This is a genomic window from Conexibacter sp. JCM 18997 (assembly GCF_055391915.1).
The window spans coordinates 3,868,622-3,894,290 of record NZ_AP043885.1; the positions used below are offsets into that span (position 1 = coordinate 3,868,622).

The following is a 25,669-nucleotide window of genomic DNA, read 5'->3' on the forward strand; positions in this document are numbered from 1 at the left end:
CAGACGCGCGGCCCGCTGGCGCGGAGGATCGCTGGCATGTTCCGCCGAGCCCTCCTCCTCGCCGGCGCGGCGATCGCCCTCGCCGCCCCCGCCGTCGCCCAGGCCGCCCCGCAGCAGGTCGGCATCAGCGATCAGAACACGTTCATGTTCGACCAGCCCCTGTTCCAGCAGGCGCAGGTCGGCCACGCGCGCTACTTCGTCCCGTGGAACGCCGCGCGGCACCCCGCGCAGCTGCGCGCCGCCCAGGACTACGTGCGGCGCGCCCGCGAGAGCGGCATCTCGGTGCTCGTGCACATCTCCACCGACGACCTGCGCCCCGGCCAGGGCACGCTCCCGCGCCCGGCCACCTACCGCCGCGAGGTCGGCCGCCTGGTGCGGGCGCTGCGCCCGCTCGGCGTGCGCGAGTGGGGCGTGTGGAACGAGGCCAACCACCCGTCGCAGCCCACCTGGCGCCATCCCGAGCGCGCCGCCGAGTACTTCGTCCAGATGCGCGCGATCTGCCGGGGCTGCACGATCGTCGCCCTCGACGTGCTGGACCTGTCCGACGTGGCCGACTACGTCGATCGCTTCTACGACGCGCTGCCCCGCGGCGCCCGGCGCGCCGCGCGGCTGGTCGGCATCCACAACTACTCCGACGTCAACCGCCGCACGACGAAGGGCACGCGGACGATCATGGCCGCGGTGCGCCAGCACACCCGCGCCCGCTTCTGGCTGACCGAGACGGGCGGAATCGTCGAGCTGGGCACGACGTTCCGCTGCAGCCCGTCGCGCGCGGCCAACCGCACCACGTACCTGTTCGCGCTGCTGCGCAAGTACCGCCAGGAGATCGATCGCGCCTACGTCTACAACTGGGTCGGCACCGGCTGCTCGACCCGCATGGACACCGGCATGGTCAACGCCGACGGCACGCCCCGCCCGGCCTACCGCGCGTTCGTGCGCGGGCTGCAGGCGATCGGCCGCTAGACGACGAGGGTCCGCACCGGGTACTCGCTGAGCCGGCGGTCGCCGGTGACGAGCGTCGCGTCATGGGCGATCGCCTGGGCCACAAGCAGGCGGTCGAACGGGTCGCCGTGGATCGGTGGCAACGTCGCGACGGCGAGCGCCTCCCGGTGTTCGACGGCGATCGCACGAGCGCCCATGAGACGGATGGCCTCGGGGACGAGCCGGTCGGGTGCCAGCCGCAGACGCAGGCGCCCGAGCGCGAACTTGATCGCGATCTCCCAAGACACCACGGCGGACACCAGCAAGTCCGTATCAGCTTCGGCCAACGTGTCGGCGACGTCGCCGAGTCGCTCCGGCCGCTCGTCCAGCCAGAGGAAGGCGTTCGTGTCGAGGAGTGCCTTCACATGCCGAACGCCTTGGCGATGTCGTCCGGCAGCGGATCATCGAAATCGTCGCCGATCTCGATCAGACCTCGGTGTGCGCCGAAGACGCGCTTGGGCGGCCCGTCCGGCCGGACCAACCGCGCAACCGGTTCGCCTCGGCGCGTGATCGTCACTTCCTCGCCCGCGGCCACGTCCTCGAGCAGGCGCGACAGATGCGTCTTCGCCTGGTGGACGCCAACGGACTTAGCCATATGACTTAGTCTACTGCGGGGCGAGCTCGGCGCGCGAGCTGACGCCGAGCTTCTTCATCGCCCGGAACAGGTGCGTCTCGACGGTGCGCACCGACAGCGTCAGACGTTCGGCGATCTCGGCGTTGGCGGCGCCCTGGGCGGCCAGCGCGACGATCTCGCGCTCGCGCGCGGTCAGGTCGGGCGCGTCGTCGCGGGCGGCGCGGACGGCGGCGGTGGGCGCGGCGCCCGAGGCCTCCATCAGGCGGGCGGCGGTCGACGTGGCGCGCCGGGCCGAGTCGGTGCGGCCGGCGGCGCCGTACACCGCGGCGGCGTGGGCGGCCGCCTCGGCGCCGAACAGCACGGCGCCGATCGCGCCGAACGCCTCGCAGACCTCCATCAGCGCGGCGCCGTCGCCGGCCACCAGCGCGTCGACATGCCGCGCGTAGACGTGGGTCAGCGGCGCGTCGGTCTCCGCCGCGGCGCGGGCCAGCTCGGTCTGGATCGAGCGCGGGTCGGCGCCCGCGCGCAGCGTCTCGTACAGAAACCAGCCGCGGTACATCGGGCTCTCGGGGAACAGCTGCACGCCGACCAGGAGGATCGCCTGGGCGCGCGTGGCGTCGCCCTCGGCCAACGCGGCGCACGCGCGCGCGACGACGACGTAGGGCAGCTGGTTGATCAACGGCTCTTCGCCGCCCAGCGTCTCCTCCAGCCTGGCCGCCGCGGCCAGCGTCCCGTCGCGGTCGCCGGCCACGCGCGCAAGCATCGCGCTGATCGCGTGGGCCGTGGTCAGCAGCCCGGCCCGGTCGCGGCGCTCCAGCCGGGCCACCGCCTCGTGGGCCCAGCGCCGGTCGGGCACCCCGCGCATCACGCTGAGGCCGCCGAGCATCAGCGCCGTCGAGCCCATCGCGGCGCGGTCGTCGGCCCGCACCGCCTGGCGCTCGAGCTCGAGCAGCCGGGCGCGCAGCTGCGGCCACTCGCGGCCGGACTCGATGTGCACCGCCGCCTGGATGATCAGCGTCTGGTCGTCGAAGTCGTCGCGCAGCGGGATGGCGATCGGCGCGCTGTCGGCCAGCGCGACCGCCTCCGCCGTGCGCCCGACGAAGAACAGGCCGCCCGCGTGCCCGTAGATCAGCTGGCGGCGCGACTCGGCGTCCAGCTTGGGATCGGCCAGGATCTCCTCGCCGACCGCGACCAGCGCGTGCCAGCCGGCGGTCAGCGCGGTCACGGTCAGGCGCATCGGCCCGAGCATGCGGATCCAGTCCTCCGCGCCGTCCTCCCAGGTCATCGCCCGGTCCAGCAGCGCCCGCGCCTCGTCGGGGCGCTTGAGGCCCCAGCACAGCACGTTGACGCCGCGCTCCCAGATGTAGCCCAGCGCGGCGTAGCGGTCCGGGATGTCGTCCTCCAGCTCGGCCAGCAGCGCGTCGGCCCGCGCGAAGTCCTTGCGCACCACGTGCGCGTGGGCGAGCAGCAGCGCCGCCTGGAAGCCGCCGCCGGCCTTGACCGCCTGCTCGGCCAGCTGGGCGCCGAGGTCGGCGTCGCCGTACTGCGTCGCCTGCCAGGCGGCCTGCAGCAGCAGCGACGGATCGACCGGTGCGCCCGCCTGATGCAGCCAGGTGGCCACGCGCAGGGCCTCGCCGGGCGTCTGCAGCCCGCGCTCCTGGAGCGCCGCGGCCAGCGTGCGCCGCAGCTCCATCGCGCGGATGGTCGAGATGCCCTCGCGCACGACCTCGCCGTACAGCGGGTGGGCGACGCGGATCGCGCCGCCTCGGGTGGGCGCGTCCGCCTCGATCAGGTCGCGGCGCTCCAGCGCGGCCAGCGGCGCGGTGCCCGTCAGCCCGACGACGAGATCCAGGGGCAGCGGCTCACCCAACGCGACCAGCTCGATCGCGCCCCGCTCCTGCGCGTCGAGCTCGGCCATGCGGCCGCTGATCAGCTCGACCAGCGCGGGCGCGACGGCCGGGCGCCGGCGCAGGCGCCACCAACCGCCGTCCTGCCCGAGCGCCCCGCTCTCCAGGGCGCCGGCGACGATCTCGCGCACGTACAGCGCGTTGCCCTCGCTGATCGAGAAGGCCCACCGGCGCGCGTCCTGCTCGATGGGGCCGCCGAGCACCGCCTCCAGCAGCGCGCCCGTCTCCTCCTCGGAGAGCTGCTGCAACTCCAGGCGCGCGGCCCCGGCGTCCTTCCACAGCGCGGTCACCGAGTCCGGCGGGATCTCACCGCTGCGCACGGTGGCCACGACGAAGGCGGTGCCGGTCGCGGCCAGGTGCAGCACCAGCGCGGCCGACGCCGCATCGAGCAGCTGCGCGTCGTCGACGCCGACGACCAGCGGGCGTCCGCCGGCGCGCTCGCGCAACGCCTCGACGCTGCCGCGCAGCAGCTGCAGGCGATCGTCCGAGCGCGCGCCCTCGGGGACCAGGTCCGCGAACGCCCCCAGCGGGATCGTCGCCGCGGTGCGCGTGGCCTGCACCCACTCGGTCGCGGCGCCGTGCTGGGCCGTGGCCGCCAGCAGCTCACGGGCCAGGCGCGACTTGCCCACGCCGGCCGGTCCGCTGATCACCGCGCCCGGACAGGTCGGGTCGTCCCGAGCGAGCAACAGACGCTCGAGCTCCTCGTCACGGCCGACGAACGGCCACAGCCGGGCGAAGCGCCCGGCCTTCCGCTGGACCTCGTTGTCTTGGATGGCGCGAGCCTAGTGCCCTGAGCCACTAGCGCGGGCGCGCCAGCGCCGGAGCCGCCTCAGTCGCCGCCCAAACGCCGCAGCTTCGCCGACGCGATGGCCAGCAGCGGCTCGACGCCTTCGGGCTCGATGTCCAGGGCGGCGGCGATCAGCTCGTCGTCGGCGCCCGCCTCGCGCAGCCGCACGGCGACGGCGTGCGCGAGGGGGAGCCGGCGAAGCAGCGAGTCGCGGGTGATGCGTTCGGTGGGGGTCATCGGATCTCGCGGTCGAGGGTGGGCGGGGCGATCACGGCGTCGCGCAGCGCGGGCGGCAGCGAGCCGAGGTCCAGCGCGGGGCGGGCGAGCACCGGCTCACGCAGGACGCGCTGCGGGCGGCGGGCCTTGACCGAGGGGATCTCGCCCCAGGTCGGCGGGGCGGCCTTCGGCTGCGGCTGGGCCGGCGGGGCCACCGGGCGGCGCTTGGGCGGGGCGACAGCTCCGGCCATGCCCTCCATCAGCAGGGCGACGAGCAGGCCACCGGCGGCGCCGGCGACGACCTTGGTGCCCTGGGCCAGGTAGACCTTCTGCAGCGTGCACTGGTTGACCTGGGGCACCGTCGGGCAGTCGTGCTGCGGCGGCGTGGACGAGGCCCACATCGTGCCGGCGATCGCGCCGGCCAGGATCAGGACCCAGACCATCGAGCCGGCCAGCCGGCGCTTTCCCGGTGGGGCGTACCGGCGGTCGACCGGTGGAACGGCGGGGAGCTGCTCGGGGACGCGGGCCTGGCCGGGGGTGGTGGTGATGAGGCGCATTCGGGGCTTCCTTGCGGTGCAGGGGTTGGTGTGATGCGCATACTGCGCGCCGCCCCGCCCGCGGTCGTCCGTAGGCCACTACGTCACTTTGAACGCCGTTCTACGTAGACCACGTACGTGTACGTAGCCCGCCGCCGTGGTCACTAGGTTGAAGGGCGATGGCTCGTTTCTGCACCGCACTCGCCCTGCTCGCCGTGACCGCGATCTGCGCCGGTTGTGGCGGCAACTCCGACGACTCCTCGGTGACGTTCATCGACACGCAGACGACACCGCAGGCGATCACGACCACGGTCGCGCCGACGACGACCACCGAGACGACGACGCAGACCACCGAGACGACCACGTCGACGGTCCCGTCGGACACCGGTGGCGCGCCCGCCACCACGTCGACGCCCGCCGACACGGGCGGCGCCACGATCCCCCAGGACGACGGCAGCGGCGACACCGGCGGCACGACGATCCCTCAGGACGGGGGCACGACGACGACGGTCCCGCAGGATCCCGACTGCCGCCCCGGCACCGGCCCCGGCCACCCGGACCGGCCGCAGTGTGAACCGCTGACCGGCCCGGACGCCCGCGAGGACGAGGGCGGCTGAGCCCTACGCGTCGACCGGACCGCCGTTGGCGGTCAGGGTGACGTCGATGTTCCCGCGGGTGGCGTTGGAGTACGGGCACACCTGGTGGGCGTCATGGACGATCGCGGCGGCCTCCTCGGCGTCGGCGATCCCGCCCAGCGTCACGTTCAGCACGACGGACACGTTGAAGCCACGGTCCTCGGTGGTGATCAGCGCCACCTCCGAGTCGATCGCGACGTCGCCCAGGTCCGCCTTGCGACGGCGGGCGACGGCGCCCAGGGCTCCCTCGAAGCACGCCGCGTAGCCCACGGCGAACAGCTGCTCGGGGTTGGTCCCCGACTCCTCGGTCCCGCCCATCTCGGCGGGCAGACGCAGGTCGACCTCCAGACGACCATCGGACGTGCGCCCGTGGCCCGCCTCGCGACCGCCGACGACGTGCGCTCCAGCGGTGTACAGCACCTTGCTCATAGCCCGGCTCCTGGTTGCGGTTTCGAACCGCGCCAGACGCTACTTCAGCGTGAGACGGAGGGCACCATGGTGCCGGCGAGCGCGACGGGTTCGGGCGCGGGCACGTAGGGCGCCGTGGCCACCCGATCCTCGCCCAGCTGGCGCAGCAGGCTCGAGGCGATGCGGCCCGGCCGCGTGCCGGTGCCGAGCACGAGCAGGTCGTGGTCGCCGCGCTCCATCGCGCAGGCCAGCGCGCGGCGGACGCAGCGCACGCGCGACAGGCCGGTGGAGGCGTCGGGACCGCTGATCAGGTGCCAGCGGACGCACAGCTCGTCGGGGAGCTCCTCGACGGCCTTGCGCACGAGCTCGCAGCCGGTGGTCACGACGTCGTCGACCAGGGGCATGGCCAGGAGGCCGACGCCGACCCACGCGGGCGGGGGTACGGCGACGTGCACGAGCGTCAGCTGCGAGCGATGGGCCTTGGCCAGGCCGATCGCGCGCCGCAGGCCTGCGGCCGCCTCCTCCGAATGATCCAGCCCCACGAGTATCCGTCGCGACATGTGAGCGCGGCGCCCCTCTCTCTCCCTGCTACCAACGGGAGCAGGAAGATATAGGAACCCCGCCGGTCGGACGCAACCAACCATGCGTCCAACCGGCGAAGCGACGGTGCGTCAGGCGGCGGCGGGAGCGGCGACGCCGGCGGCGTCGGCCAGGGCCTCGGCACGGTCGGTCCGCTCCCACGTGAAGTCCGCATCGTCGCGGCCGAAGTGGCCGTACGCCGCGGTCTTCTGATAGATCGGCCGATGCAGATCGAGGTACTCACGAAACGCGCCCGGACGCAGGTCGAAGTGCTCGTTGACCAACTCCGCGATCCGGCCCCGGCCGATCTTCTCCGTCCCGAACGTCTCCACCATCACCGACACGGGATGCGCGACACCGATCGCGTAGGCCACCTGCACCTCCGCCCGATCCGCCAACCCCGCAGCCACGATGTTCTTGGCCACATACCGCGCCGCATACGCCGCCGAGCGATCCACCTTGCTCGGGTCCTTGCCCGAGAACGCGCCACCGCCGTGACGAGCCATCCCACCGTAGGTGTCCACGATGATCTTCCGCCCGGTCAAACCGCAGTCACCGACCGGGCCGCCGATCACGAACCGGCCCGTCGGATTGACCAGAAACTCCTTGGCCAACGCGTTCTCATCGAACAGATCGGCCGGCAGCACCGGCAGGACGACCTGCTCCCACAAGTCCTTGCGGATCTGGTCGTTCGTCGCGCTGTCGGCATGCTGGGTGCTGATCAACAGCTTCTCGATCGCCACCGGCCGACCATCGACATAACGGACCGACACCTGCGTCTTGCCATCCGGACGCAGATAGCCCACCGACCCGTCCTTACGCACATCAGCCAACCGCTTGGCCAACTTGTGCGCCAAGCTGATCGGCAACGGCATCAACTCCGCCGTCTCATTGGACGCGTAGCCGAACATCATCCCCTGATCGCCCGCACCAGCGATGTCCAACTCACCCGAATCGCCGCCCTCACGCGTCTCCAACGCCGCATCCACACCCTGCGCGATATCCGCAGACTGCTTGTCGATCGCGTTGATCACCGCACACGAATCCGCGCTGAACCCCAGATCCGCATCGACATAGCCGATCTGGCGAATCGTGCTGCGGGCGATGTCCTGGACGTCCACGTAGGTGGAGGTCGAGATCTCGCCCGAGACGACGACCAGACCCGTGTTCACGAGGGTCTCGCAGGCCACGCGGCCCGTCGGGTCGTCGGTCAGGACCGCGTCGAGGACGCCGTCGGAAATCTGGTCAGCGACCTTGTCGGGGTGCCCCTCGGTCACCGACTCCGACGTGAACAGGTACTCGCTGTTGCTCATGGTGGGGAGGAAGCTCCTCTAGTGGCTTGCCGCTTCGGTCGTGCCGAGAGCGTCGGAGGGTAGTGTCAGGCGATCGAAGCGGGGCGCGAGACGGCTCTGAGCCGGTCCAGCGCGTCGCGACCGACGCACGAGGCGCCGTGCATCCGACCGGCCGCCATCAGCTGCGTCCAGGCGCCCGCGCCGTGGGCCACGGGCACCAGCACGAGCAGGCGATCCGGGTCCTCGCAGAGCACGAGCGCGGGGCGCAGTCCGTCGAAGGGGTCGCTGGCCGCCACGAAGGCGGCGGCGACCGGCGCAGCGCTCAGCAGGCGGGTGTCGCGGGCCAGCAGCCCGGCGCGCGGGCCGACGAGGCCGATCGCGGCGTAGTCGCCGCTGAGGTCGATCAGGGAGGCGCCCGGAGCCGAGCGGACGGCGGTCTGGACGACGACGGCGAGGTCCGCGGCCGCGCGGGGCTCGGCCACGATCAGGACGCGGTGCTCCGTGGCGGCGCACCACCAGGCGCCGGCCGAGCGGTGCGACTGCCCGGCGATCGGACGCAGGCCGGTGACGCGCTGGGTGACGGCGGCGACGGCGGCCGGGGTGCCGCGCAGCTCCAGCGTGGCCAGATCGGAGCGGTCGGTCACGCCGACGCCGTGGCGGCACACGGCGAGCTCGGCGGCGGCCGAGCCGAAGTGGGCGGCCACCAGCGCACCGTTGCGGGGGACGAACACCGCCCCGGCCTTGCCCAGCATCTCCTCGAGACCCGTCATGAGGTGGGCACGCTACGCCGGGCCTCGCGCGCGAGCGCCTCCCGAACGGGAGGGATCCCCGGCCGGACCGGGTGGGTTTGAACGGGCAACCTGTCCAGTCGGCAGGCGAAGACCCTTCCGGTGAGGAGGCGTCAGGGCGCGGTGGGCCGCTTAGGTTTCGTGGTCGCATGTCCACCTCCGTCGCCCCGACTCCCACGCCCGCCGCGATCGACCCCCGCGGCGAGGCCGATACCGCCCGCCTGCTCGTCTCCTGCGCCGACCAGCCGGGAATCGTCGCCGCGATCACCGGCTTCCTGCGCGATCACGGCGGCAACATCGTCCAGTCCGACCAGTACTCGACGGATCCGCAGGGCGGACGGTTCTACATGCGCGTGGTCTTCCACCTCGACGACGCGGCCCGGCGGCTCGACGCGCTGCGCGGCGAGTTCGCCAGCGAGGTGGCCGAGCCGTTCGACATGCAGGCGCGCCTGTACGACGCGTCGGTGCCCAAGCGCGTGGCGATCATGGTCTCCCGCTACGACCACTGCCTCGTCGATCTGCTCTGGCGCGCCCGCCGCGGCGAGCTGCCCATGGACGTCGGCGTCGTCGTGTCCAACTGGGAGGACCTGCGCGGCGAGGTCGAGGGCTTCGGCCTGCCCTACCACCACATCCCGGTCACCAAGGACACCAAGCCCGCCGCGGAAGCCGCACAGCTGGAGCTGCTCGGCGGCGGCCAATACGACCTCGTCGTCATGGCCCGCTACATGCAGATCCTGTCCGACGACTTCCTGCGCGCCGTGGGCTGCCCGGTCATCAACATCCACCACTCCTTCCTCCCGGCCTTCGCCGGCGCCGGCCCCTACGAACGCGCCAAGGAACGCGGCGTCAAGCTGATCGGCGCCACCGCCCACTACGCCACCGCCGACCTGGACGAAGGCCCGATCATCGAACAGGACGTCGTCCGCGTCACCCACGCCGACAGCGCCGCCGAGCTGACCCGCGCCGGCGCCGACGTCGAACGCACCGTCCTCCAACGCGCGGTGCGCTGGCACTGCCAGGACCGCGTCCTCGTGCACGGCAACTCGACGGTCGTCTTCTAGATGGCCAGCGTCACCGCCATCTGCGCCGACACCGCCACGCCCGCCACCCGCAACCAGGCCGACCGCCTGCGCGCGCTCGCGCTCGCCGCCCTGGTCGAGAACGACACCGTCGCCACCCGCATCGTGCCCGTCGACACGCTGGTCGCCGCCGCGGCCGTCCTCGCCACCGTCCCGACGCTCGAGCGCGCCTGAACGACCGTTGTCGCATCCGACCCGCATAGCGGGACGGATCGGACAACGGCCGCGCCGGGCTCCGCGGTCGGGCACGACCGTACGCCGTGCGGGCCTCCTAGCCGCGTGTGATGCGCAGCAGGTAGCCGACCATCACGTCGGTTCCCGCGACCTGCAGGTGGTAGGCGTCCGACAGGCCCTCGACGCGGGCGATCTGGTCGCTGCGGTCGAAGGGCAGGCAGACGTAGTCGACGACCTCGCCGACGAGGCCGTGCTGGCCGAGCAGGTCCGCGGTGCGCTCCTGGGAGAGCACCGAGAGCAGGAGCAGGTAGGCCTCGCCGTCGTCGGTCAGGGCATCGGGCAGCAGGCCGATCAGGTGGTCGACGAGGTTGCGGCCCCAGTAGTCGACCGGGCGGTGCGACGTGGCGGTCTGGAAGGGATCCAGGGGCGTCTGGTCCAGCGCGGCGACGATCGTCTCGTAGCGCTCCAGCGGGACCCACGGGAACAGGTCGACCGCGGCCGCGGAGACCTTGTCGGCCACGCCGTTGCGGTACGCGTTGGCCAGCGTGTCGCGGATCGCGTCGGGATCCACGTCGATCGCGTGCACGTGCGCGGCGCCGTTGAGCGCGAGCTGGACCGCCTGCAGGCCCGTGCCGCAGCCGATGTCCAGGCAGCGACGGCCCGCGCCCACGCCCTGCTCGAACAGGTGCTGCCAGACCAGGAACGAGCCCTGGGTCGGCGTGGCCGTCGTGCCGTCGGCGATCAGGTCCGGGACGGGCAAGGGAAACAGCTTGCGACCGCGGGCGTCGGTCCACGGGGTCGACCGCTGCGCGCGCGACGTGATGCCCATCCGGCCCTCGCCGGTCGGCGGCTCGTCGCGACGGCGGCGGCCGGGCCTGGTGCCGGCCAGGCGCTCGCTGGCCGCGGCGATGTGCTCGGGCGTCGTGCCGCAGCACCCGCCGATGATCTGCGCGCCCTCCTCGCGCCAGCGCAGGGCCATCGCGGCGTACTCCTCGCCACCGACGCCGTCCGTCGACTGCCAGCCGGCGTTCGTGTAGTAGCCGAGGTTGGGATAGACGCCCAACGGCAGGTCGGTGAAGTCGCGCAGGAACGAGACCATCCCGTCGACGTGATCGGGCGGGATGCAGTTGACCAGCAGCGCATCGACGCCCATCTCCTCGAAGCGCCGGGCCGTGCGCCCGAACGCATCGCCCTCGGGACCGCCCCAGTGCTGGCCGTAGACGCCGCACAGGCCATGGCGGCAACGGCGGAAGGACAGCCACACCGGGACGCCCGTCTGCAACAGCCCGGAGACCGCGTCCAGCAGGCCCGGCTGCACCAGCGACAGCGTCTCGACCAGCACCAGGTCAGGCGCCTCGTCGGCGAAGGCGCGGGTCAGCAGCCGGATCGTCTCGGCGCCGTCGGGCCCGTCGATGTCGCCGTTCAGCGAGAACGCGACCGCCGTCTGACCCTCGCGGCCACCCTCGGCGATGGCCGACCGGGCCACCCGCACGCCGCGGCGCGCGACCTCGAGCCAGTGCGCGTCACCGCCACCGACCGCGGCGGCCAGGCCCCACGTGTTCGTGGTGATCACGTCGCAGCCGACGTCGACGTAGCGGCGGTGCACGGCCTGCACCTCGGCCGGCGTGGTGGCCAGCGCGCGCACGCCCCACAGACGCTCGTCGTAGGGACCGGCGCTGAGCGCCTCGTCGGGGAGCTCGGTCCCCACCGCGCCGTCGAGGATCAGGCAGCGCTGCGCCGCCAACCCCTCCCGCAGCGTCTCGTAGGCCGAAGCCGTGACCCAGTGCATCGCAGCGGATCCTCGCGCGCGCAGGCCCACGCACACACCCCCACAGGGAGGGGTCTTGCCTACCCGGGTGGCTAGGGCGCCGGCGGCGCGTCGCCGCGGCGCAGCGTGAGGCGCAGGTAGCGCGACGTCGCCTCCGCGCGGTTGGAGGCGTGCAGCTTGCGCAGGATGTTCTTGACGTGGAACTTGACCGTGCCCTCGGAGACGACGAGCGAGCGCGCGATGCCCGCGTTCGTCTCGCCCTTGACCATCAGCTCCAGCACGTCGAGCTCGCGGCGGGTGAGCAGGTCGCGCAGCGCCGAGTCGCCGCCGCCCGAGCCGACCGCGGCGCGGCCGCCGTCGTCGTCGCCGGCCGTCTCGCGGTCGATGGCCAGCGTCACCGCGCGATCGCTGAGCTCGCCGGTGCGCGCGTCGGCCCACGAGGCGACCTGGCGCATCTCGCGGCGCTGGATGCGCAGTCGCCGGCGCAGGATCGCCCGCTCGAAGACGAGCGCGAACCCGTCGGCGAACGCGCCCAGGCCGTCGCGTTCGACCTCGCCGATCGCCTCGCGATCGGCCTGGAAGAACCCGATCACGCGCGTCTCCAGCACGATCGGCGCGGCCACGTAGGTCTCCCAGCCCAGCACCGAGGCGAACGCGTGTCGCGACGGACCGCCACCGTCGGCCTCGACCAGCTGCGGCCGCCGCCGGCGCAGCACCTCGCCCTCCACCAGCGGGTAGTCGATCGGCACCGGCGCCTCCTGCAGGCGCGCCAGCGTCACCGCGGCGCCTTCGGGATCGGCGGGCGCGTGCAGCGCCTCGGCCACCAGCCGCCCGTCGTCGATGCGCGACAGCAGTACGCGTTCCAGCCCGAGCGCGACCGCGGCCTCGCCCGGTCCGCGGTCGACGATCTCGCTGACCGGCCCCAGCTCGGCCAACCGGCCGATGGCCAGCCGCACGCCCTGCAGGGCCGCCAGCTGCGCCTCGACGCCCGACACGGCCACGCTCACCGGCGCACCGCCCAGGGCGCGACGCCGGCCTCGCCCACGCCCTCGCCGGTGCGCCGCACCTCGAGCAGGTAGGCCACCACGACGTCCTCGTCGGACATGCGCACGTGGTAGCTGTCGGACAGCTCCTCGACGCGTTCGATCTGCGCGCGCTGCTCGGCGAAGGCCTCGGGATAGGGGAACAGCGCGTAGTCGACCACCGCCGCCTCGAAGCCCGCCGCGGCCAGCAGCGCGGCCGTGCGCTCCTGGGAGAGGATCGACAGCTGCACGAGATAGGCGACGCCCTCGGGGGCCAGCGCCTTGGGCAGCTTGGCCAGCAGCTGGTCGAAGGCGTTGCGCCCCCAGTAATCGACCGGGCCGTGGCTGTGGACCTGCTGGAAGGGGTCCGACGGGATCTGGAACAGCGAGGCGACGATCACCTCGTAGCGCTCCTCGGGCACCCACGGGTACAGGTCGACGCGCGCCACCGACATGCGGTCGGCCACCCCGTTGCGGAAGGCGTTGTCGCGCGTGTTGGCCACCGCGCGGTCGTCGACGTCGATCGCGTGCACGTGCGAGGCGCCGTTGAGCGCCAGCTGCACGCCGAGGATGCCCGTGCCTGAGCCCACGTCGAGGCAGCGCTGGTGCGCGCCGATCGCCTCGGCCTGCAGATAGCGCCAGGCCAGGAACGACTGCTCGCGGGGGGCGAACACGCCCTCCTCGCAGACCAGGTCGGGGAAGGCGATCGGGTACAGCGCGCGACCGCGCCGGTCGGTCCACTGCGCGGGCGCGACGTCGGTGTCCGGCCCGTTGCCGTTCAGATCGACCTGCGGGCGCGCGCGGCCGGGGCGCGTGTCGTCGAGCACGGCCTTGGCCGAGGCGATGTGGTCGGGCGTGACGCCGCAGCAGCCGCCGATGATCTGCGCGCCCTCGGCCCGCCAGCGCAGCGCCATCTGCGCGTACTCCTCGCCGCCGACGCCCTCGGCGAACTGCCAGCCGGCGCTGGTCAGGTACCCGAGGTTGGGATAGACGCCCAACGGCAGGTCGGTGAAGTCGCGCAGGAACGAGACCATCCCGTCGACGTGATCGGGCGGGATGCAGTTGACCAGCAGCGCGCCGATGCCCATCTCCTCGAAGCGGCGCGCGGCGCGGCCGAAGGCGTCCCCCTCGGGCCCGCCCCAGTGCTCGCCGTAGACGCCGCACAGCCCGTGGCGGCAGCGGCGGAAGGACAGCCAGATCGGCAGGCCGGTGTCGAGCAGCCGCTCGACGGTGTCGTACAGCGACGGGCGCACCAGCGAGAGCGTCTCGACCAGCACGAGGTCGGGCGCGTCGTCGGCGAACACGCGATCGAGCAGACGGATCGTCTCCTGGCCCTCGTTGGCGTCGACGTCGCCGTTGAGCGAGAACGAGACCGCGGTCTGCGCGTCGCCCACGGCCTCGCGGGCCAGCGCCAGCCCGCGGCGCGCCACGTCCATCCAGTGCACGGGCTGGGCCGAGCTGGGCCACAGCCGCGGCCCGTTCTCCAGCAGCCCGGACGGCAGGCCCCACGTGTCGGTCGAGATCACGTCGCAGCCGGCGGCGACGTAACGGCGGTGCACGTCGAGCACGCCGGCCGGGTCGTCGAGGACGGCGCGCACGCCCCACAGGCGGTCGTCGCTCTCGCGCATCCCCGGCAGCTCGGTGCCGACGCCGCCGTCGAGCACGACGCAGCGCTGCGCCGCCAGCAGCTCCTGCACCCGGCCGTAGCCGGATGCGGTGCTTGTCAGTCCCTCGCTCCCCATCGGACCATCAGTGTGGCACGCCTGTCCGATCGGTCAGGTGCCGGCCGAACCGGTCGCCTTCTCTTCAAGCCGCCTGCAGCGCGCGCGTCTCGGGCAGCGCCCGCAGCTTGCGCAGGGCCTGCTCCTCCAGGCGACGGACCCGGTCGGCCGACAGCTTCATCTCGCGCGCGACCTGGTGCATCGTCCGCTCGCGCCCGCCGTCCAGGCCGTAGCGCAGCTGGATGACCCGCCGCTCGCCACCCGGGAGGTTCTCCAGGGCCAGGTCGATCGCGGCGCGATCGAGCACCTGGGCGGTCTCCTCGAAGGGCGACAGCGAGGCGCGGTCCTCGAGGAAGTCCCCGAGCTCGGCCTCGTCCTCGCCGACCGGCACGTGGATGGAGACGGTGTTGGGCAGCTCGCCGCGGACCAGCGCCACCTCGTCGAGCGTCAGCCCGAGCTCCTCGGCCAGCTCCGCGTCGGTCACGTCGCGGCCCAGCTTCAGGACGAGCTTGCGCTCCGTGCGCTGCACGCGGTGCAGCCGCTCGGCGATGTGCACCGGCAGGCGGATCGTGCGGCCCTTGTCGGCCAGCGCGCGCGCCAGCGACTGGCGGATCCACCACACCGCGTAGGTGCTGAACTTGAACCCCTTGCGGTAGTCGAACTTCTCGACCGCACGTATGAGGCCGACGTTGCCCTCCTGGATCAGGTCGAACAGTGGAAGACCGCGATCCTGGTAGCGCTTGGCCAGCGACACGACAAGGCGGAGGTTGGCCGTCATCATCCGGTCCTTCGCCGCCAGGTCGCCCTTCTCGATGCGCTGGGCGAGGTCGATCTCCTCGGCGGCGGTCAGGAGCTTGTGACGGCCGATCTCTTCCAGGTACTGCGTCAGTGCCTCGTCGTGGTCGTACATGGACGAGAGCTTCGAGCCCAACCTGAAGCCGCCCGTGAAGGCGACCTAATCGTTTGATCAGCGGTGCAAGAAGCGCAGCTAACGGATCAGGACCTTCGCGCCCACGGGGACCCGCGGGTACAGGTCGATCACGTCGGAGACGTGCATCCGGATGCAGCCGTGCGAGGCCTGGGAGCCGATCGACCAGTCCTCGGCCGTGCCGTGGATGCCGACGCCGTTGTAGATGCCCATCCAGCGGGCCTTCAGCGGGTTGTCCGGCGCGCCGCCGGGGATCACCTGACCGGCCAGCGAGCCGGCCCAGTCGGAGTTGGGCACGTGCCAGGCCGGATCGACCTGCTTGTTCTGGATGCTGTAGGTGCCCGACGGCGTCTCCAGGCCGGCCATGCCCACGGCGATCCCGTAGGTCTTGCTCAGGCGCAGGTTCTGGAACAGGCGCAGCTTGAAGCCCGACCGGTCGATCGTGATGATCGTCCGGTTGGCGCTGCGCAGCTCGGCCAGGGTCGTCGCCGGCTCCAGCGCCTTCAGCGGCTGGCGCAGGGTGCGCGTGGCGGTGGCGTCCGAGAACGCGTCGACCACCTTGCGCGCGAGCGTCGAGGCGTCCACGGTGAAGCCGCGGCGGGCCTTGGTCACGCGCATGCTGGTCAGGCCGATCTTCAGCGCGGCGCTGCGCGGCTGGCGGGTGACGTCGCCGGCGACCTTGTCGGCCCAGGCCCGCACGGCGGCGCTGGAGACGCTGACGGCGACCGGCACCGACAGGCCGCTGACCGTGCCCCCGGCCGTGCGGGAGGAGGCCGGCGCGGTCGTGGTGGTCGTGCTCGTCGTGGTCGGCGCCGCGTCGCGGGCCGCGTAGTAGGCGCGGCGGGCCGTGCGCAGCGCGTCGAGCTTGACCTCGGCCCGCGCGCCCCCGAGCTGGAAGCGGCGGCTGCCGATCGCCACGGTGACCGGCGCGTTGAGCTTCGGCGCCAGCTGCGTGTCCAGCGTGGTGGCGGCCTGGCTGATCGTCTGGCCGCCCACGTCGACGCCGCCCACGAGCGTCCCGGCCCCGATCACGGCGGTGTCGTCGTCGGTGGCGGCGGCCGCCGGGGCGGCGAGACACAGCGAGGCGACGACGGTGGCGAGGGCGAGGCGGCGAGCTTCCATGCGGCGCGTCACGGTAGTGATCGCCTGCACGTCGACCTGCAATTCCGCGCCCGCGCGCAGGAGCGCTCGATCAGGCGACGACGCGCAGGGAGACCGGGCGCTGGTCGGAGCCGTGGTCGGCGAAGAAGCGGTCGATCCAGGCCCACGTCGTCGGCTGGGCGCTGCGTCCGGCCAGGACGCCCAGGTGCCCGCCGGGCCCGGTCTGCAGGCGCACCTCGGTGGCGTTGGGCAGCAGCTCGCCGATGTGGTGGACGGCGGCGGCGGGCGCGAGCACGTCGCGATCACCGGCCACGGCGAGCACGGGCACCGACACGTCGTGCAGGTCGAGGTCGCGCCCGTCGAGCGCGAACCGGCCGTCGGCCAGGTCGTTGACGCGGAAGAAGCGGTGGTAGAGCTGGCCGAACGTGCGCCCGGGATAGGCGTGCATGTGCCGGGTGAAGTGGTCGACGGCCTCCATCTGGGCCAGGTAGTCGCGGTCGTCGAGGTTGCGCAGCTTGGCCAGCGGCTTGGTCAGCTCCTTGTCGATCGACGTCAGCTGGAAGGCACGGCGCACGAGCGGGGCGGGCGCGCCGCCGAGCGCGCGGTAGAGCGGGTTCAGCAGCCGATCGCCGCCCAGGCTCATCACGGGGCCGAGCTGCTGCAGCAGGCGCACCTGGGTGAAGTCGAACGGGCTGGCCACCGCGGCGATCGCGTTGACCGGCAGCGCGGGATCGGCGGCCACGGACAGCAGCGCCATGATCCCGCCCAGGCACCAGCCGACGAGCTGCACGGGCAGGCCGCCGGCGTCGGCGCTGACCTGCCGCACCGCCTCGGGGATCACGTCCTCGATCCAGTGCTCCAACCCGAGGTCGCGGTCGGAGAAGCCGATGCGGCCGTAGTCGACGAGGTAGGTCGGGTGGCCCACGGCCAGCAGGTGCTCGGCCAGCGAGCAGCCGCGGCGCAGGTCGAAGCAGATCGGCGGCGCGGCCAGCGGCGGCACGAGCAGCACCGGCAGGTCGCGCGGCGGCGCGGCCCCGTCGGGCACCAGGTAGCGGAACACCGTGCGCTGCGGCCCCTCGTCGATGATCGACGCGGGCGTGCGGCGCAGGTCGGCCAGGCCGCCGCCCAGAACCATGTCGTAGACGTTGGCCGCGGCGGACGAGACCTCGGTGGGGCTGGGCGGCAGGCGCATCGCTGCCCAGGAGTATCGCCCCGTGCGTCGCCTGGCTTGAACGGAAGCGGTCCGGCCCGGCGCCCGCGGGTCAGGAAACGAGCATGGCGGCGCCCAGGGCACCGCCGTAGTCGCCCAGCGAGGCGACCGCGACGACCGGCGGGCGGTCGTCGTTGAACAGGTGCGGCTGCATCTCGGTGGCCAGGCGCTGGGCCGCGCCGTCGCCGAAGCGCACGCCGAGCCCGCCACCGAGGATCACGGCCTCGATGTCGAGCAGGTTGACCGCGGACGCGACGCCGGTGCCCAGCGCCTCGTAGGCCCGGTCGATCAGGTGACCGGCCAGCTTGTCGTGGTGCTCGAGCGCCTTGGACCAGATGCTGGAGGTGAGCCGGTCGCGGCCCTTCTCCTCCATGAACTTGAACAGGTGGGTGTGCTCACCGTCGTCGTGGCGCTTGCGGGCCTCGGTCTCCATCGCCTTGCGGCCGGCGTAGGCCTCCATGCAGCCGTGGCGGCCGCAGGGACACAGCGCGCCGCCTTCCTTGACGACCATGTGGCCGATCTCGCCGGCCGCGCCGCGGCCGTTCCACTCCTGGCCGTTGAGGATCAGCCCGCCGCCCACGCCCGTGCCCCAGAAGACGCCCAGGACGGACTCGAACGGCTTGCCGGCGCCCAGCTCGAACTCGGCCTTGGTGGCCACCGAGACGTCGTTGCCGATCGCCACCTTGGCGTCGAGCGCCTCACCCAGCAGCTGGCCCACGGGCACCGCGGCCTGCCAGTTGGGCAGGTTCCCGGCCTGGGCGATCGTGCCGGCCGCCTGCTCGACGTCGCCGGGCGAGCCGAGACCCACGCCGACGAGGTCACCGGTCTGCACGCTGGCCGCCGACGCCGCCTCGCGCAGGGCGTCGGCCAGCGCGGCGATCACGTCGTCGGGGCCGCCCTCCGTCGGCGTCGGCCGCCGGGCCTCGCCGACCACCTGATGATCGTCGTCGGCGATGATCGCCTGGATCTTCGTCCCACCAAGGTCGATTCCGCCGCGCAGCGCCATCTTCATGCCCTCCCGTAGACGGGAACGTGTGCGCCGCTGGTCACCGCGGCCGCGTCGGAGCACAGGAAGGCGATCACTGCGGCGATCTCCTCCGGCTGCACCCACGTGTCGAACTTGCCATCGGGGTTCGCCGCCCGGTTGGCGGGCGTGTCGATGATCGACGGCAGCACCGCGTTGACGCGCACGCCGTCCTTCTTGTACTCGGCGGCCGCGGCGTCGACGAACGACAGCACCGCGCCCTTGGCCGTGATGTAGCCCGCCGCGCCGGGGAACGGCCGCAGCGCCGCACGCGTGGAGACGCACACGACCGAGCCGCCGCCGGCGTCGATCAAGTGCCCCAGCGCCGCCGCGGTGACGAGGTAGGTGGGGCGCAGGTTGAGGCGCAGCTGAGCCTCGAAGTCGTCGATCGGCGTCTCGTGGATGCGCCCGCCCTCGCTGAAGCCGCCGACGAGGTTGACGACCGCGTGCAGCGGGCGGGCGTCGTCCTGCGCGGCGAGCTTGACCACCGACGCGACCGACTGCTCGTCGAACAGATCCGCCTGGATCAGCTCGAGCCCGTCGCGCGTGCCGACCCGCTCCAGCTCGCGCTCCGCGACCCACGGCACGACGACCCGCCAGCCGGCGTCGAGGAAGGTCTCGGTCACGGCGTGGCCCAGTCCCCCCGTGCCGCCCGTGACGATCACCGTCGCTGCCATTGCCCCCGACCCTACCCCGATTGCGGCGGTTTCGTCCGCATGCACGTCTACGTTGCCTGCATGCTCGTGCGAGAGCTCGCCGACGGATGTGACATCGACCAGGTCCTGCTGGTGCGCGCCGTCGAGGTGTGCCAGAAGCGCGACGGCGGAGAGTTCCTCAAGCTGGACCTCGGTGATCGGACCGGCGTCGTCAGCGCGATGATCTGGGACGGGGTGCCGGAGCTGCAGCCGCACGTGCGCCCGGGCGTGCCCGTGCGCGTGATCGGCCGCTACGACGACCATCCCCGCTACGGCGCGCAGATCACGATCCGCGCCCTGCGCCGCCCGGCCGAGGGCAGCTTCGAGCTCAACGACCTGTTCGACGGGCCGCCGCGCCCCGTCGACGCGATGGAGGGCGAGCTGCGCGAGCTCGTGGCCACCGTGCGCGACCCCTACCTGGCCCAGGTGCTCGACCGGATCATCGGGCCCCAGGCGCGCACCTGGCCCGCGTTCCGCAACGCGCCGGCCGCCAAGCTCTACCACCAGGCCTACCGCCACGGGCTGCTGGAGCACTCGCTGACCGTCGGCCAGGCCGTGCACTCGATGAGCGCGACGTTCCCGGGCATCGATCACGACGTGGCCGTCACCGGCGCGCTGCTGCACGACATCGGCAAGCTCGAGGCCTACGCCAGCGACGGGCTGCGCATCGAGATGACCGACGCGGGCCGCCTGCAGGGCGAGATCGTGCTCGGCTACACGCGGGTGCGCCGGGTGATCGAGTCGATCGAGGGCTTCCCCGCCGACCGCGCCGAGGCGCTGCTGCACATCATCCTCAGCCACCACGGCTCGCTCGAGCACGGCTCGCCGGTCGTGCCCTGCACCCGCGAGGCCACGCTCGTGCACTTCGTCGACAACCTCGGCGGGCGCCTGGGCAGCTTCGACCGCCTGGAGAAGGAGCTGCCCGAGGGCGATCGCTGGAGCGCGTGGGACCGCGCGCTGGGCGGCGGCGCCTACTTCGCCAGCCGCCAGACGCCGGCCCCCGCGCTGGCCGACCGTCCCGCCGCCGCGGCCTGACGCGCCAAATTTCTTTCCATTGGCGCGTCGCCGCTCGTTATGGTCGGCGTATGAAGCGCTCAACCGTCGTTGCGGCATCAGCGGCCGCCGCCCTCCTCATCGCCGCGCCGATCGCCGACGCGGCGGGCAAGCCAGCGGACGCGCAGTACCGCGGCACGGTCAAGAACGGCGGCAAGTTCGTCGTGGACGTCGACAACGGCAAGGTCACCACGGTGCAGGCGTACTTCCCGATCACCTGCCAGCAGCAGTCCGAGAACGTCGGCGGGGAGATCCTGATCGACGGGGTCAACCTCGGCCTCAAGAAGGCCGGCGGTGCCTACACGTTCAAGGCCACCGAGACCGACACCCCCAAGGCCGTCATCAAGGGGACGTGGAACAAGGCCGGCACCAAGGTCACGGGCACGATCGTCGTCGCTCCGGCGTCGTTGCAGCAGGAGTGCTCCGAGGCGGGCGGGCCCGGTCAGAACGGCCCGATCACCTTCACCGCGACGCGGCAGTCGTCCTAGTGTCCTGAGTCGGTAATTCGTGTGCAGCTGGTGGATGGCGGGGCGGGCCTGCCCGTGACCGCCATCCACCGTCGTACTGGTGGTACGGCTGTGGATGGCGGGTGCGGGCAGGCACGATGCCGCCGCCGCCAGATGCGGGCGAATTTCTGACTCAGGGCACTAGGGCCGGACGTTCTGGAGGATCTCGTCCATCTGGCGAGATCCCTCGATGATGCGGGCCAGGTACTCGGCGCGCTGCTCCGGCGTCAGCGCGTCGCCGCGGCGTTCGAGCAGCTCGGCGAACCCGGAGACGACGGCCAGCGGGGTGCGCAGGTCGTGGACCAGCGCCGACATCGGGTCGCGCTCGCTCACGCGCCGTCCTGGCGGTCGAGCGCGATCTCGCCTCGCTCCAGCGCCAGCGCGATCGCGTGGACGCGGTTGCGGGCCTGCAGCTTGCGAATCGCATTGCGCACGTGGGTGCGCACGGTCTCCACGGAGACGCCCAGCTCCTCGCCGACGCCCTCGGCGGTGCGGCCCTCGGCCATCAGGTGCATGACCTCGCGCTCGCGCGGCGACAGCTGCGACACCCGCACGGTGGCCCGCTCGGAGAGCAGGATCCGGTCCAGGCGCGGATCGACGTAGCTGCCGCCCGCCGCCACCTGGGTGATCGCGCCGACCAGCTCGCTCATCGGACCGGCCTTCAGCGCGTAGCCCTGGGCGCCCGAGTCGAGCCCTTCGTAGAGCAGATCCGCGTCGGTCTCGCCCGTGTAGAGCACGATCCGCAGCTGCGGGCGCCGGGCCAGCAGCTTGCGCGTCAGCTCGATCCCCGAGCCGTCGGGCAGGCGGATGTCGACGAGCGCGACATCGGGCTGCGCGTGCTCGACGAGGTCCAGCGCGGCGGCCACGTTGCCCGCCGTGCCGACCACTTCGAGGTCGCTCCCCACGAGCATCGACTCCAGTCCCTCGCGGAGCACCTCGTGGTCGTCGACGATGGCGAGGCGGGTCATCTAGGCGCAACCGTAGCGCTCGATTGCCGCAAACAGGGAAGAAATGGCGCAACTCCCGCCGCCCTCCGCGCCCTATCGTTCGGTGACGATGGCGAAGGACACCGAGAAGCTCATCCGCCAGCTCTCCCTGATCTCGTACCTGATGGCGGAACGTCGCCCGGTGACGGCCACGGAGATCCGGCGCGATGTCGAGGGCTACAGCGGGATGAACGAGGACGCGTTCGCCCGCCGCTTCTACGCCGACCGCGCCGAGCTGGACTCGCTGGGGATCGCGCTGACCGTCGACAAGCCGGCCGACGGCATCGCCGAGCAGGAGAACTACTCGCTGCGCCCGGAGAACTTCCATCTCCCGGCGATCGCCTTCTCCGACAACGAGCTGGCCGCGCTGCAGACCGCGCTGAGCCTGCTCGACGGGGAGTTCGCCTACGCCGAGCCGCTGCGCCTCGCGCTGCAGCAGATCAGCTGGGGCCGCCCGTCGCCGCTGCGCGCGCCCGATCAGAGCTCGGTCGCGCTGGGCCTGACCGCCAGCGCCGGCGGCCACGAGCTGTCCCAGCGCCTGGCCAAGGTCGAGACCGCGATCTTCCGCCACAAGACGATCACCTTCGACTACTACACGCTGGCCCGCGACGAGGTCGGCCACCGCAAGGTCGATCCCTACCACCTGCTCTACCAGGGTGGGCAGTTCTACCTGCTGGGCCGCTCGCACGAGCGCGACGCGCTGCGCGTGTTCCGCCTGTCGCGCATGCGCGGCAAGGTCGCCTACGCCACCAAGGCCGAGCACGACTTCAAGCGCCCCACCGACTTCGACCCCCGCCCGTACGCCAACCGCGCGCCCTGGCAGTTCGGCGACGCGCAGGCGACGGCGGAGATCCGCATCTCCGAGCGCATCGCCTGGCAGGTCGAGCGCCACTTCGGCCGCTTCGGCTCCACGCGCCCGGCCGACGACGGCGCGATCGTGTTCGTCACCGACTACGCCGACGCGCGCCTGCTGGCCGCGTGGGTGCTGGGCCTGGGCGAGCACGCGACCGTGCAGGCGCCGGCCGAGCTGGCCGCCGAGGTGGCCGAGCGCGCCGCCCGCGTGACCGAGCGCCACGAGGGCGCCTTCGACACCGCCACCACCCGCGGCCGGCCCGCGGCCGCCGCCGACGAGGACGAGGCCCCGACCGCGGCCAGCCGGCGCGAGACGGCGATCCGCCCCGAGCGCTTCGCGCGCCTGGTCACGCTCGCCTCGGTGCTGATCGAGGCCGGCCGGGCCGGCCTGCGCCTGCAGGTGGCCGACGTGCTCGAGCGCCTGCAGATCTCCGACGCCGAGCTGCGCGAGGACATCAACGTCCTCAACGTCGTCAACTTCGGCGGCGGCTCCTACGTGCTCTACGCCGAGGTGCTCGACAACGGCGAGATCGAGGTCGATCCCGAGCCGTACTCCGACAACTTCGCCCGCCCCGCGCGGCTGCTGCCCGTCGAGGCCAAGGCGCTGGTCGCCGCGATCGACCTGATCGGCGACCACATCCCCGAGGGCTCGCTGGCCTCGGCCCGCGAGAAGATCGTCGCCGCGCTGGGCGAGGACCCGACCCACGCCGGCCTGCAGATCGCGGCGGCCGGCGGCGACGACTCGGCGGTGGCCAAGGTCGTCTCGGGCGCGATCGCCGCCCGGCGGATGATCGAGCTGGACTACTACAAGGCCAACGAGGACCAGTTCTCGGTGCGCACGGTCGAGCCCTACGCGCTGACCAACGGCCGCGAGGGCTGGTACGTCGCGTCCTTCGATCCGTCGGCCGACGGCGACGGGATGCGCCACTTCCGCCTGGACCGCATCAAGCGCGTGACCGTGCTGGAGGACACCTACGTGCCCCGGCCCGAGGTCGATCCCGCCGCGGAGGTCGACGGCTGGCTGCGCACCGGCGAGGTCGAGGCCTCCCGCGTGGCCCGCGTGTGGATCGCGCCCGATCGCGCGCGCTGGTCGCGCGAGGAGCGCCGCGTCAGCGAGGAGCTGGCCGACGGCGCGATCGTCATCGAGCTGCCCTTCGCGGGGCTCGACTACCTCGTGCGCGAGGTGCTCAAGGAGGCCGGCGACGCCGTCGTCCTCGAGCCGGAGGACGCGCGCGAAGCGGTCCTCGCCGCGGTGTCGCGGCTCGCCCCCGTGCGGTAGTAGAGCTACTAGCCTCCCTGGCTGCCCATGAGCCGCCGAGATCAGATCCGCATGTCCGACGACGAGGTCGGCACCTTCCTGCAGGAGGAGCGCACGGTGACCTGCGCGACCAACGGCCGCGACGGCTTCCCGCACCTGATGCCGCTGTGGTTCGTCGTGCGGGACGGCGAGATCTGGGCCTGGACGTACGGGAAGTCCCAGAAGGTCCGCAACCTCGAGCGCGACCCGCGCGTCACGCTTCAGGTGGAGGCCGGCGTGGAGTACCACCTGCTGCGGGGCGTCATGTTCGAGGCCGAGGTCGTGATCCATCGCGATGTCGAGACCGTCGCCGACCTCGGCGTGGAGATCTTCACCCGCTACGGCAACGGCGTCGAGCTCGACGAGAACGCCCGCGCGATGGTGGCCAAGCAGGCGTCCAAGCGCGTCGGCCTGCAGTTCGTCGAGCGCACCCGCGTGAGCTGGGACCACCGCAAGCTCGGAGGCGTGTACTAGTGGCCCTCAAGGGCCTGATCCTGTCGGGCGGCAAGGGCACGCGGCTGCGGCCGATCACCCACACCAGCGCCAAGCAGCTGGTGCCGGTGGCCAACAAGCCGGTGCTGTTCTACGGCATCGAGGCGATGGCCGCCGCGGGCATCCGCGACATCGGGATCATCATCGCCCCCGAGACGGGCGAGGAGATCCGCCAGGCGGCCGGCGACGGCGGCCAGTTCGGCGTGGCGATCACCTACATCGTCCAGGACGAGCCCGCCGGGCTGGCGCACGCGGTGCTGACCGCCGAGGCGTTCCTCGGTCAGGACCCGTTCGTCATGTACCTGGGCGACAACCTGCTGCAGGGCGGCATCACCGATCTCGTGCGCGCCTTCGAGTCCGCCCGCCCGGAGGCGCTGATCCTGCTCACGCCGGTCGACGACCCGCAGCACTACGGCGTGGCCGAGCTCGACGGCGACCGGGTGATCGCGCTGGCCGAGAAGCCGGCCGAGCCCAAGACGAACCTGGCGCTGGTCGGCGTCTACCTGTTCAGCGCGCGCATCCACGACGCCGCCCGCGCGATCCAGCCCAGCCCGCGCGGCGAGCTGGAGATCACCGACGCGATCCAGCACCTGGTCGACATCGGCGCGCGCGTCGAGCCGCACGTGGTGCGCGGCTGGTGGAAGGACACCGGCCGTCTGGACGACATGCTCGAGGCCAACCGCCTGATCCTCGACAACCTCGAGACGCGGCTGGACGGCGAGCTGATCGACACGGTCGTCGAGGGGCGCGTCGTGATCGAGGCGGGCGCGCGCCTGGAGCGCTGCACCGTGCGCGGGCCGGCGATCATCGGCGCGGGCTCCCGGCTGGTCGACGCCTACGTGGGCCCCTACAGCGCGATCGCCGAGAACTGCCTGGTCGAGCAGGCCGAGATCGAGCACTCGATCCTGCTGGGCGGCAGCGAGGTGCACTCGCTCCCGGGCCGCATGGAGTCCTCGCTGCTGGGCCGCAACGTGAAGATCCGCCGCGATCCCGCCGCGCAGCCGCGCGCGTACCGCTTCATGGTGGGCGACAACTCGGAGATCGGGATCCTCTAGCCG

The 25,669-nt window shown here is 72.6% G+C and carries 28 protein-coding genes; 9 read left to right on the forward strand and 19 right to left on the reverse strand.

The features are described from left to right. The first annotated feature begins 36 nt into the window (after positions 1 to 36). A complete protein-coding gene (locus tag ACZ5UI_RS19440; protein WP_464190016.1) occupies positions 37 to 963 on the forward strand; it encodes a hypothetical protein in 927 nt (308 codons plus the stop codon). On the opposite strand, the gene ACZ5UI_RS19445 is transcribed toward ACZ5UI_RS19440, so the two are convergent. The 5 genes from ACZ5UI_RS19445 to ACZ5UI_RS19465 form a co-directional block, all read right to left on the reverse strand. Beyond that, on the reverse strand, positions 960 to 1,346 hold the full coding sequence (locus ACZ5UI_RS19445; protein WP_464190018.1) for a type II toxin-antitoxin system VapC family toxin: 387 nt from the start codon (positions 1,344 to 1,346) through the stop codon (positions 960 to 962). The genes ACZ5UI_RS19440 and ACZ5UI_RS19445 overlap by 4 nt on opposite strands. Beyond that, positions 1,343 to 1,576: a type II toxin-antitoxin system Phd/YefM family antitoxin gene (locus ACZ5UI_RS19450; RefSeq protein ID WP_464190020.1), complete on the reverse strand. Its 234-nt coding sequence runs from the start codon at positions 1,574 to 1,576 to the stop codon at positions 1,343 to 1,345. Before ACZ5UI_RS19450 ends, ACZ5UI_RS19445 begins: the two co-directional genes overlap by 4 nt. Positions 1,577 to 1,586: 10 nt before the next feature. Then, positions 1,587 to 4,148: a LuxR C-terminal-related transcriptional regulator gene (locus ACZ5UI_RS19455; RefSeq protein WP_464190022.1), complete on the reverse strand. Its 2,562-nt coding sequence runs from the start codon at positions 4,146 to 4,148 to the stop codon at positions 1,587 to 1,589. 143 nt (positions 4,149 to 4,291) lie between these two features. Further along, complete coding sequence (locus ACZ5UI_RS19460) at positions 4,292 to 4,486, reverse strand: hypothetical protein (RefSeq protein ID WP_464190024.1); 195 nt, start codon at positions 4,484 to 4,486, stop codon at positions 4,292 to 4,294. Next, positions 4,483 to 5,022 carry a hypothetical protein gene (locus ACZ5UI_RS19465; protein ID WP_464190026.1) on the reverse strand — a complete coding sequence of 180 codons (540 nt, stop codon included), beginning with the start codon at positions 5,020 to 5,022 and terminating at the stop codon, positions 4,483 to 4,485. The genes ACZ5UI_RS19460 and ACZ5UI_RS19465 overlap by 4 nt, the downstream gene beginning before the upstream one ends. 158 nt (positions 5,023 to 5,180) lie before the next feature. On the opposite strand from ACZ5UI_RS19465, the gene ACZ5UI_RS19470 reads away from it, so the two are divergent. Then, positions 5,181 to 5,618, forward strand: coding sequence for a hypothetical protein (locus tag ACZ5UI_RS19470; protein WP_464190028.1), 438 nt, complete (start codon positions 5,181 to 5,183; stop codon positions 5,616 to 5,618). A gap of 3 nt (positions 5,619 to 5,621) precedes the next feature. Here ACZ5UI_RS19470 and ACZ5UI_RS19475 read toward each other — a convergent pair whose 3' ends face one another. The 4 genes from ACZ5UI_RS19475 to ACZ5UI_RS19490 form a co-directional block, all read right to left on the reverse strand. Further along, positions 5,622 to 6,065: an organic hydroperoxide resistance protein gene (locus tag ACZ5UI_RS19475; RefSeq protein ID WP_464190030.1), complete on the reverse strand. Its 444-nt coding sequence runs from the start codon at positions 6,063 to 6,065 to the stop codon at positions 5,622 to 5,624. A gap of 44 nt (positions 6,066 to 6,109) precedes the next feature. Further along, positions 6,110 to 6,604, reverse strand: coding sequence for a universal stress protein (locus ACZ5UI_RS19480; RefSeq protein WP_464190032.1), 495 nt, complete (start codon positions 6,602 to 6,604; stop codon positions 6,110 to 6,112). 111 nt (positions 6,605 to 6,715) lie between these two features. Continuing rightward, positions 6,716 to 7,936 (reverse strand): methionine adenosyltransferase, encoded by a 1,221-nt coding sequence (gene metK, locus ACZ5UI_RS19485; protein WP_464190034.1) that lies wholly within the window; start codon positions 7,934 to 7,936, stop codon positions 6,716 to 6,718. Between the two features lie 65 nt (positions 7,937 to 8,001). After that, complete coding sequence (locus ACZ5UI_RS19490) at positions 8,002 to 8,685, reverse strand: hypothetical protein (protein WP_464190037.1); 684 nt, start codon at positions 8,683 to 8,685, stop codon at positions 8,002 to 8,004. A gap of 167 nt (positions 8,686 to 8,852) precedes the next feature. On the opposite strand from ACZ5UI_RS19490, the gene purU reads away from it, so the two are divergent. Both purU and ACZ5UI_RS19500 read left to right on the forward strand, forming a co-directional pair. Next, positions 8,853 to 9,764 (forward strand): formyltetrahydrofolate deformylase, encoded by a 912-nt coding sequence (gene purU, locus ACZ5UI_RS19495; RefSeq protein ID WP_464190039.1) that lies wholly within the window; start codon positions 8,853 to 8,855, stop codon positions 9,762 to 9,764. Beyond that, positions 9,765 to 9,956, forward strand: coding sequence for a hypothetical protein (locus ACZ5UI_RS19500; protein WP_464190041.1), 192 nt, complete (start codon positions 9,765 to 9,767; stop codon positions 9,954 to 9,956). A 97-nt stretch (positions 9,957 to 10,053) separates the two neighbouring features. Here ACZ5UI_RS19500 and ACZ5UI_RS19505 read toward each other — a convergent pair whose 3' ends face one another. The 8 genes from ACZ5UI_RS19505 to ACZ5UI_RS19540 form a co-directional block, all read right to left on the reverse strand. Continuing rightward, on the reverse strand, positions 10,054 to 11,745 hold the full coding sequence (locus tag ACZ5UI_RS19505) for a homocysteine S-methyltransferase family protein (RefSeq protein WP_464190044.1): 1,692 nt from the start codon (positions 11,743 to 11,745) through the stop codon (positions 10,054 to 10,056). Between the two features lie 71 nt (positions 11,746 to 11,816). Beyond that, complete coding sequence (locus ACZ5UI_RS19510; RefSeq protein WP_464190046.1) at positions 11,817 to 12,731, reverse strand: helix-turn-helix transcriptional regulator; 915 nt, start codon at positions 12,729 to 12,731, stop codon at positions 11,817 to 11,819. Next, entirely contained in the window at positions 12,728 to 14,488 is a 1,761-nt protein-coding gene (locus ACZ5UI_RS19515) for a homocysteine S-methyltransferase family protein (RefSeq protein ID WP_464190048.1), read from the reverse strand. The genes ACZ5UI_RS19510 and ACZ5UI_RS19515 overlap by 4 nt, the downstream gene beginning before the upstream one ends. Positions 14,489 to 14,552: 64 nt before the next feature. Next, the gene (locus ACZ5UI_RS19520) at positions 14,553 to 15,377 is read right to left on the reverse strand and encodes a sigma-70 family RNA polymerase sigma factor (RefSeq protein WP_464190051.1); all 825 of its coding nucleotides are present in this window, start codon (positions 15,375 to 15,377) and stop codon (positions 14,553 to 14,555) included. A 78-nt stretch (positions 15,378 to 15,455) separates the two neighbouring features. Then, positions 15,456 to 16,517, reverse strand: a complete 1,062-nt coding sequence (locus tag ACZ5UI_RS19525; protein WP_464190054.1) for a L,D-transpeptidase — start codon at positions 16,515 to 16,517, stop codon at positions 15,456 to 15,458. 70 nt (positions 16,518 to 16,587) lie between these two features. Further along, positions 16,588 to 17,682 carry an alpha/beta fold hydrolase gene (locus ACZ5UI_RS19530; RefSeq protein ID WP_464197846.1) on the reverse strand — a complete coding sequence of 365 codons (1,095 nt, stop codon included), beginning with the start codon at positions 17,680 to 17,682 and terminating at the stop codon, positions 16,588 to 16,590. A 76-nt stretch (positions 17,683 to 17,758) separates the two neighbouring features. Continuing rightward, a complete protein-coding gene (locus tag ACZ5UI_RS19535) occupies positions 17,759 to 18,718 on the reverse strand; it encodes an ROK family protein (protein ID WP_464190056.1) in 960 nt (319 codons plus the stop codon). Then, the gene (locus ACZ5UI_RS19540) at positions 18,715 to 19,407 is read right to left on the reverse strand and encodes an SDR family oxidoreductase (protein WP_464190058.1); all 693 of its coding nucleotides are present in this window, start codon (positions 19,405 to 19,407) and stop codon (positions 18,715 to 18,717) included. Before ACZ5UI_RS19540 ends, ACZ5UI_RS19535 begins: the two co-directional genes overlap by 4 nt. Before the next feature lie 60 nt (positions 19,408 to 19,467). Here ACZ5UI_RS19540 and ACZ5UI_RS19545 point away from each other — a divergent pair, with 60 nt between their 5' ends. Both ACZ5UI_RS19545 and ACZ5UI_RS19550 read left to right on the forward strand, forming a co-directional pair. Next, positions 19,468 to 20,460, forward strand: a complete 993-nt coding sequence (locus ACZ5UI_RS19545) for a 3'-5' exoribonuclease YhaM family protein (RefSeq protein ID WP_464190060.1) — start codon at positions 19,468 to 19,470, stop codon at positions 20,458 to 20,460. Between the two features lie 50 nt (positions 20,461 to 20,510). Beyond that, positions 20,511 to 20,966, forward strand: a complete 456-nt coding sequence (locus tag ACZ5UI_RS19550; protein ID WP_464190062.1) for a hypothetical protein — start codon at positions 20,511 to 20,513, stop codon at positions 20,964 to 20,966. 159 nt (positions 20,967 to 21,125) lie between these two features. On the opposite strand, the gene ACZ5UI_RS19555 is transcribed toward ACZ5UI_RS19550, so the two are convergent. Both ACZ5UI_RS19555 and ACZ5UI_RS19560 read right to left on the reverse strand, forming a co-directional pair. Then, complete coding sequence (locus tag ACZ5UI_RS19555) at positions 21,126 to 21,317, reverse strand: histidine kinase dimerization/phospho-acceptor domain-containing protein (RefSeq protein ID WP_464190065.1); 192 nt, start codon at positions 21,315 to 21,317, stop codon at positions 21,126 to 21,128. Next, positions 21,314 to 21,952 (reverse strand): response regulator, encoded by a 639-nt coding sequence (locus ACZ5UI_RS19560; protein WP_464190067.1) that lies wholly within the window; start codon positions 21,950 to 21,952, stop codon positions 21,314 to 21,316. The genes ACZ5UI_RS19555 and ACZ5UI_RS19560 overlap by 4 nt, the downstream gene beginning before the upstream one ends. Positions 21,953 to 22,040: 88 nt before the next feature. Between ACZ5UI_RS19560 and ACZ5UI_RS19565 the strand changes: the two genes are divergently transcribed. The 3 genes from ACZ5UI_RS19565 to ACZ5UI_RS19575 are packed head-to-tail and all read left to right on the forward strand — an operon-like array spanning position 22,041 to position 25,666. Then, the gene (locus ACZ5UI_RS19565; protein ID WP_464190069.1) at positions 22,041 to 24,101 is read left to right on the forward strand and encodes a helix-turn-helix transcriptional regulator; all 2,061 of its coding nucleotides are present in this window, start codon (positions 22,041 to 22,043) and stop codon (positions 24,099 to 24,101) included. Between the two features lie 27 nt (positions 24,102 to 24,128). Then, positions 24,129 to 24,593, forward strand: a complete 465-nt coding sequence (locus tag ACZ5UI_RS19570) for a pyridoxamine 5'-phosphate oxidase family protein (protein WP_464190071.1) — start codon at positions 24,129 to 24,131, stop codon at positions 24,591 to 24,593. Next, positions 24,593 to 25,666 (forward strand): glucose-1-phosphate thymidylyltransferase, encoded by a 1,074-nt coding sequence (locus ACZ5UI_RS19575; RefSeq protein ID WP_464190073.1) that lies wholly within the window; start codon positions 24,593 to 24,595, stop codon positions 25,664 to 25,666. Before ACZ5UI_RS19570 ends, ACZ5UI_RS19575 begins: the two co-directional genes overlap by 1 nt. Positions 25,667 to 25,669 lie beyond the last annotated feature (3 nt).